A 5,759-nucleotide genomic window follows, 5' to 3' on the forward strand; every position below is an offset into this window, starting at 1 on the left:
CCCAGTGGAGTCATGTGCCGATCTTCCAGTGTGCTTTGTCGTCCCACGAGCACCAGCTTATCTTTTAGGAGCGCGGACGGCTTCTCTGCCAGAAGCACCTCCTCGTAGTCGAGGATTGGAAAGGTGCCTTCGGGGCCAAGATAGCGAACTAGCGCAGCACTGTCACCGAGGCTGGTAGCCAGAGGGAGGGTCAGCTCTCCCCAGCGTAGATGCCCTCCCGTCAGTTGTGCCGCTTGTGTCAGCGCTCCGTTTCCGGCAGCCCCAAGCACCACCCCGAGGTGAGGCACGTGCAAATCGAGCGCCATACCGTCTTGAACGAGGGGCCGGATAAAGCGCACACTCCGCCCTGTCGAGCGTGGCACCTCCACTGAGGCAGGCACCAAGCCGGGCAGACTCCCAGCCAGCGGAACGAATGTGCTCTGACCCTGCTCATTAATCTCAGGGCGCGTTGCCGCAATTGTGCCTGGGTGTGCCTTGAGTGCCGCCGCAAAGCTGGCATCGTGATCACTCCCTTCCGTAAAAAAGATGTCGAAGGCAACGGCCGTGGCACCAGCGCGCTTAAGCTGAGCCAAGAGATCCGCGTGGCAAAAACGTGGCAAGGGGTAGAAAGGATCTTCCAGGATCTGGGCAACGGCCAGCTTAATCGGGGTTTCGTCGGTCATGGCGACAATGACCACAGGTGATTCTTCAAGGGTGAGTGGCTTCGTCCGGGCAGTCGCCTCCAGGTGCCAGTCGTAGAAAAACCACTCCATGTCTCCCAGCGCAGGCAGAAGTGTGCTGGGCCGCCAAACTAAAACAGCCACGACAACAAACGCAACCGCTCCTATAAAAGCCAGGACTCTTCCACGGTAATCCATCTGTAGGGATAATACCTGAAGCATGCACTTGTTTGCTAAAACAAAGAACTTCAGCAATACTATCCCGTTATGACTTTTCATACCGCACTGTTACTAGCCTGCCTTATTTTCCCACTCCCTCACGTGAGTGCACATTATGAGCCCGCCCCTCGTACAAGCCGCCCCCTTGCCGCCGTCAAACGCAGTAGTACTGTTGCGCCCGTGCTGGACGGCGATCTTGCCGACCCTCTCTGGAAAGAGATCCCTCCCGCGACCGAGTTCACGGACTTGCAGACGGGCAAGCTCACAGCGGAACTCACCGTGGCCCGCATCACGTACGACGACGACGCGATCTACGTGACTTTTGAGTGCCACGATAGCCAGCCCCAAGGAATTGTGGGCCGGGAGCTGGAGCGCGACAGTCTCTACCGGGGAGAGCGGTCCAGCGAGGACTGGGTGGAGGTCTCCTTCGATCCATTTCTTTCCTTTAAGACAACGACCAAGCGCGGTTTGCGGTCAACCCCCTGGGGACCCGCTCGGCGCGCTTTGGCGGTGGCCGTGCCAATAAAGCGGAGTGGAGCGGTGCCTGAGACGCTGCCGTGAAGCGCACCCCGACGGGCTGGAGCGCGGAGCTGCGCATCCCCTGGAAGGTTCTCAACTACCCTGCTGCCCACAGCGGCCAGAAGCTCAACTTCGGGCTGAACTTCACCCGCTTCCAGTACCGCACCCGAATCCGCTCCCAGTGGAGCAACACGGGCTTGCAGGGTTTTGCCAACCTGATCGGTATCTGGAAGGGAGTGGAAGTGCCCCAAGGCGACTCCAGATCTCACTGCCGTGGTGAGCGTGAACCCGGACTTTGCCACGGTGGAGAACGCCGTCCAGAGCATTGGCTTCTCCCGCTCCGAGCGCTTCGTCGAGGAGCGCCGTCCCTTCTTCCTAGAAGGCGGCGACTACTTCCGTACTGGGCAGTTTTTCGGCCTAGGACCACTGTTCTACTCCAACCGAATTGAGCAGTTCGATGTCGGCGCTAAAATCTTTGGTAAGCTCACTCCTCAAGACACGATCGGTGTCTTGCTCACCGAAGACTTTGGCAACCGCAGTGACTTCGTGGCTCGCTACCGCCACGATCTCTCGCCCACCGCGCAGGCAGGATTTTTCGTGAACCAAAAAGATGCCAAAGCGGGCGATCATAATAGTGTGGGAGGACTTTTTGCCAATAACCGCTGGGGCAAGTTCGGCTTTGATACCGAGCAGTACATCTCGGGTGGGCGTGTGGATAACACAAAAGCCACGGGCTATGCCTCCTCCAATAACTTCCAGTATCTTGATGGAAACCACTTCACGAGCCTTCGGTACTTGACGGCCTCCCCCACTTTCCAGGATGCCAATGGCCTTGTCTTCTTCAACGACTTCAAAGGCTTCTCGGGCTACCACAACTGGAACCGTGAGTGGCGCAAGGGAGCCTGGCGCTCGTTCAGTGTGGACTTCGGGCCACAGTACTGGTGGCACCAAGACGGTCGCCCGTACCAGCGTGGAGTGTTTATGGGAGCGAATTTCCAGACCCGCTCCGACTGGAGCCTCGGGATCAATGTGAACCATAATCGCTTCGATGACCAGACCGACCGAACGGTGGGCTTCCGCATTACGTCGGGGGCGAGTAACCGGTTCCGCAGCTACGGATTGCGCCTGGACACAGGAACACAGGGCGGCGCACCGACACGATTCTTTGGCCCGCAGTTCTCAGTGCGGATGCTCAAGCGCCTGGATGTAATCTACCAGGGTGGGATTCAGGAGCAGAAGGGCTGGAACCGCCAGCATATCGCGACATTCAACTACCAGTTCTCGGGCACACGGACGGTGGGTGGTCGGGTGGTGAGCCTGACGGAGCCTGGGAAACCGGCCTCGACCAACTGGTATGTCTCGTACAGAAACGCGGGGGGTGCGGGCACGGAGTTCTACTTCCTCTTCGGCGATCCCAATGCAGTGAAGTTCACCCCGCGTGCCGCCGTCAAGCTCGTGTTCGCGCGGTAGGTTGCCCGCACCCCAGTTTCCCTCCCCAGGCTACGGCTGGACGTTGGTATTGACGACGGGCTGGACGGAGTGCTCGGAGCAGAGAACCGTCATGAGGTTAGCGACCATTGCGGCTTTTTGCGTGTCACTCATCTCCACAATCTTACGCTCCTGAATGCGCTGGAGAGCCATCTCGACCATTCCGACCGCGCCCTCGACAATGCGCTGGCGGGCGGAGATGACGGCGGCGGCTTGCTGGCGGCGCAGCATGGCTCCGGCGATCTCCGGCGCGTAGGCGAGATGCGAGAGGCTCGCGTCGGTCACAGTCACGCCTGCCGGAGCGAGACGAAGCTGGATCTCTTTGACCAAATCATCACAGACATCGGTGGCATTGCGCCGTAGCGAGATTGCTCTATCATCATCAGAGTCGTAGGGGTGCGTAGCCGCAATGTGCCGGATCGCCGTCTCAGACTGCATCCCCACAAACGACTCGTAGTTCTGCACCTCGAAAGTGGCGCGGTAGGTATCGGTGACTTTCCAGACAATCACACAGGCAATCTCAATCGGGTTGCCAATCGAGTCGTTCACTTTGAGCTGCTGGCCGTTGAGCGTACGGGTTCGCAGGCTGATACGCTGCTTGCTTGCCCAGGGAAGCGCCCAGAAAATCCCGTTCTTCTTGACGGTGCCGACGTACTTACCAAAGGTCATTAAGACAAAGCTCTCGCCAGGTGCCACCGTGAAGTAGCCCCCCAGTGTGAAGAGCAGCACAAACGACAGAAGCGAGGCCATGAAGATCATTCCCGATGTGAAGCCGTAGAGAATCGCCGCCACCATGAGTAAGTGAATCACAATGGCAATCCCACCTGGTAGTCCCACAGCATCTTTCTCCTTGGACCACGACGACGATGTTTCCTCTTTGGGATGTTGTTGTTGATTTTGATACATTTTGTTTTGTCCTCCTCGGGTTTTGACCCGCAGCACCCTGTTCTGGTTGCGATTGTACAGTATAATTGCGACGTGTCTTCCCCTGCTGAGAAAATTCGTTTGCTCCATTTCGCCGATGTCCACCTGGGAGTCGAGACGCACGGCAAGTTCAACCCCGAAACCGGCCTCAACACACGGCTCGAAGACTTCAAAAACTCCCTGGATCAGGGCATCTCACTGGCGCTGGAGGCAGATGTAGACATAGCGATCTTTGCCGGCGATGCCTACAAAGCCCGTGACCCCAGCCAGACCCACCAGAAGCTCTTCGCGGGAAGCCTCCAGCGGCTCACCCGGGCAAATATCCCTGTGGTGATGCTGGTGGGCAACCACGATATTCCCAACACGCGGGGCCGGGCACATGCCTTGGAAATCTACGATGTGCTGGGCGGAGTGGGCGTGCAGATTCTCTCACGGCCTGAGCTTGTCACCGTTTCTACGCGGCGTGGCGATGTGCTTGTCGGTGGGATGCCCTATCTGCCGCGTGCCCGTGTGCTCACCCAAGACGAGACTAAGAATAAGACGGTCGAGGACATCGCCCAGCTCATTCGCGATAGATATATCGAGTACATCGCCACCCTAGCCCGGCAGTGCGCCGAGCAGCCCGAGCATATCGCGATTCTCACGGCCCACTTCACCGTCGCCGATTCTAGAGTCGGGGTGCAGGGCGTACTCCTCAACGCCGCCGAGCCGCAGGTGCCCGTGAGCGCCCTGGCTCTGCCGCAGTTTGATTATGTGGCGCTGGGCCATATCCACAAACGCCAGGACTGCAACAACCGCCGCCAGCCGCCCGTGGTCTACTGCGGCTCGATTGATCGGCTCGACTTCGGGGAAAAAGACGAGAACAAGGGCATCGTGCTGGCCGATATCTCCAAACAAAATGCGGAATACAGGCATGTAGATGTCGCGATCCGCAATTTCCTGGAGATAACTATTGATGCCAGCGATGCCGAAGACCCCACCGAGAAGATTCTTACGGAGCTTGCCAAGCGCCCTCTCAAAGACGCCGTGGTGAAGCTGAGCTATAAAGTTGCACGGGAGAAAGCGCCGCTGGTGCGGGAAGATGAGCTACGAAAAGCGCTTCTTGAGGCGCACAGTGTCGTTGCCATCTCCCGGGATCTCCCCGGCAAGACCCTCACCACCCGCGCCGAGGGCATGACGGAGCAGCTCACACCCGAGCAGGCACTCACACTCTATCTGGATACCCGCCGCCCCGATCTTGCACCGCTACGCGAGGACTTCATGGCCGCCGCCCGCCGCCTGATGGACGAGCTGCGCCAGGAGGCGCTGGCGTGATCCCTCTTAAGCTCCAGCTCGAAAATTTCATGTCGTATGGCAAGGGGGTCTCGCCCCTGCCCTTCACGGACATGCGCCTGGCCTGTCTCTCCGGCGATAACGGCAACGGTAAGAGCGCCATCCTCGATGCGATCACCTGGGTACTCTTTGGGGAGACCCGTGCCCCTCGTGAGGACGATGTGATCCGCCTCGGGGCCGCAAGCTGCCGCGTCATGCTGGACTTTCAGCTCGGGGAGGCGAAGTACCGTATTATCAAGCAGCGGGACCGCAAAGGCACGTCGCCGGTCTGGACACTGCAAGCCTGGCAGGACGATGACACGCTCCGCAATATCAGCGATGGGCGTGAGACCAAGCTGCACTTAGAGCGCCTGCTGCGGCTCAACTACGACATGTTCCTGGCCACTGCCTATCTGGCTCAGGGCCGCGCCGATATTTTCGCACGCGCCAAGCCCGCTGAGCGCAAGCAGATTGTCGCCGATATTCTGGACTTATCCCGGTACGACGATCTGGAAAAGCGTGCCCGTGACACCCAGCGCGAGGCGCGCGAGCGCCGCACCGGTGCCGAGAGCCAGCTTTCGCAGATAGACACTGAGCTAGAAGAAAAAGACCGGATCGATACCGAGCTAGAGTTGGCTG

6 protein-coding genes are annotated in these 5,759 nt (G+C 59.0%); 4 read left to right on the top strand and 2 right to left on the bottom strand.

Annotated elements, in window-relative coordinates; genetic code table 11:
- The coding region (locus ACH2EH_RS05520; protein WP_395139712.1) for a CHASE2 domain-containing protein at positions 1-857 on the bottom strand (857 nt) is incomplete at its 3' end.
- Positions 858-926: 69 nt separating this feature from the next.
- Between ACH2EH_RS05520 and ACH2EH_RS05525 the strand changes: the two genes are divergently transcribed.
- Together ACH2EH_RS05525 and ACH2EH_RS05530 are read left to right on the top strand one after the other, a co-directional pair.
- Positions 927-1,439: a hypothetical protein gene (locus ACH2EH_RS05525; protein ID WP_395139714.1), complete on the top strand. Its 513-nt coding sequence runs from the start codon at positions 927-929 to the stop codon at positions 1,437-1,439.
- A gap of 231 nt (positions 1,440-1,670) precedes the next feature.
- Positions 1,671-2,867 carry a hypothetical protein gene (locus ACH2EH_RS05530; RefSeq protein WP_395139716.1) on the top strand — a complete coding sequence of 399 codons (1,197 nt, stop codon included), beginning with the start codon at positions 1,671-1,673 and terminating at the stop codon, positions 2,865-2,867.
- 30 nt (positions 2,868-2,897) lie between these two features.
- Here ACH2EH_RS05530 and ACH2EH_RS05535 read toward each other — a convergent pair whose 3' ends face one another.
- Positions 2,898-3,791 carry an SPFH domain-containing protein gene (locus ACH2EH_RS05535; protein ID WP_395139718.1) on the bottom strand — a complete coding sequence of 298 codons (894 nt, stop codon included), beginning with the start codon at positions 3,789-3,791 and terminating at the stop codon, positions 2,898-2,900.
- A 72-nt stretch (positions 3,792-3,863) separates the two neighbouring features.
- Between ACH2EH_RS05535 and ACH2EH_RS05540 the strand changes: the two genes are divergently transcribed.
- Both ACH2EH_RS05540 and ACH2EH_RS05545 read left to right on the top strand, forming a co-directional pair.
- The gene (locus tag ACH2EH_RS05540; RefSeq protein WP_395139720.1) at positions 3,864-5,123 is read left to right on the top strand and encodes an exonuclease SbcCD subunit D; all 1,260 of its coding nucleotides are present in this window, start codon (positions 3,864-3,866) and stop codon (positions 5,121-5,123) included.
- A partial coding sequence (locus ACH2EH_RS05545; protein ID WP_395139722.1) for an AAA family ATPase occupies positions 5,120-5,759 on the top strand: 640 nt, incomplete at its 3' end. The genes ACH2EH_RS05540 and ACH2EH_RS05545, both read left to right, overlap by 4 nt.

Origin of the sequence: Armatimonas sp., assembly GCF_043760365.1 — a bacterium.
Lineage (GTDB): Bacteria > Armatimonadota > Armatimonadia > Armatimonadales > Armatimonadaceae > Armatimonas.

Excerpts from the sequence above, each read along its gene's own strand:
- ACH2EH_RS05535 (WP_395139718.1), bottom strand. The coding sequence starts at position 3,791 with ATGTATCAAAATCAACAACAACATCCCAAAGAGGAAACATCGTCGTCG.
- ACH2EH_RS05525 (WP_395139714.1), top strand. The coding sequence starts at position 927 with ATGACTTTTCATACCGCACTGTTACTAGCCTGCCTTATTTTCCCACTC.